Source organism: Microbacterium sp. Bi128, assembly GCF_918698205.1.
In genome coordinates this window covers 1-1286 of sequence record NZ_CAKKMM010001426.1, presented here as the reverse complement: position 1 = coordinate 1286, position 1286 = coordinate 1, and the positions used below count along the sequence as shown (strand labels likewise).

Below are 1286 nucleotides of genomic sequence, written 5' to 3'. Positions count from 1 at the left end.
GCTCAAGGCCAGGGCCGCGAGCTGCGAGCCTTCGTCCTGCACGCGGATGCGCCCGCCCGAGGAGCGGATGAGCGCCTCCGGGTCGCCGCCGCGGGTGGTGAACGCGGTCGGCGCGAACCGGGCGGGCCGGGCGTCGTCCGGGATCTCGGCGAGCCCCGGAAGGGCGATCATCGCCACCCGCGGAGCCTCGTTGTCCGCGGCGAGGAGCGCGTCGAGCTCATCGGCTCGCCCCTCGGCGGACAGCGCGCGCCGCAGTGCCCGGACGATCCACACGGGGTGCGCGCTCTGCAGCCCCAGCCGTTCGTCGTCGCTCCGTGCGCCCTCGGTGATGCGGTCCATCCAGTGCCCCGGCGTCTCGCGCGACACCCGGCGCAGCACGGCGTTGGCGAACCCCGCCGCACCGCGTCCACCGCCGTGGCGACGCGCCAGCTCCACCGACTCGTTCACGGCCGCGTGGGAGGCCACCCGCGTCGACAGCAATTGATGAACGCCCAGACGCAGCGCGTCGAGCACGGGCGGGTCGATCCGGTCCACCCCGCGATCGGCCGCGGCCGCGATGATCGCGTCGTACGTGCCGCGCCGGCGCAGCGTGCCGTACGTCAGCTCGGTCGCGAGACCGGCATCCTGGGCGTCCAGCTTCGCCCGCTCGATCGCGTGCGGCAGCAGCAGATTGGCGTACGCCTCGTCGGCGGAGACGGCCCGCAGTACGTCGAAGGCGACCGCCCGCGCTCCCTGGACGCTCATGATCCGAGCACCGGGTTCTCGGTGCGGATGCCTCGGAACCACGAGCCCGCGTCCATCGCGCCTTTACCCGCCGGCTGCACCGTCTCGAGCCGGAGCGGTGTCGTCGCCGTCCCGACCAGGATCTCGCGCCCGGATGCCACGACCTGCCCCGGCAGGAGGGGCGGTGCCGCGCTCGGCGTGGCGCGCAGGACCTTGAGCCGCGCGCCCTCGAACGTCGTGTGCGCCCCCGGCTCGGGGGTGACGCCCGCGATGAGCGCGAGGAGGCTCTCGGCATCCTGAGCGAAATCGAGGGCGCCGTCGGCGAGAGTGAGCTTCGGTGCGAGGGTCGGCTCACCGACCTGGGGCTTCGCGATCGCCGTGCCCCCGGCGATCCCGTCGACCACGCGGGCCAGCAGCGGCGCGCCGATCTCGGCCAGGGCGTCCAATACCTCGCCCGCGGAGGCGTTCTCGGGCACCGTGTAGCGCTCCTCGGCGAAGACGTCGCCGGCATCCAGCTCGGCGACCAACTGGAACACGGCCGCTCCGGTCTCGCGGTCGCCGGC

The 1286-nt window shown here is 74.3% G+C and carries 2 protein-coding genes; both read right to left on the bottom strand.

All coding sequences use genetic code 11. From position 1 onward, the window contains the following. Positions 1 to 744: transcription antitermination factor NusB (locus LQV45_RS33365; RefSeq protein ID WP_290370398.1), on the bottom strand; the 744-nt coding region annotated here is incomplete at its 3' end. Beyond that, on the bottom strand, positions 741 to 1286 hold a 546-nt coding region (locus LQV45_RS33360), incomplete at its 5' end, for a methionyl-tRNA formyltransferase (protein ID WP_374208366.1). The genes LQV45_RS33360 and LQV45_RS33365, both read right to left, overlap by 4 nt.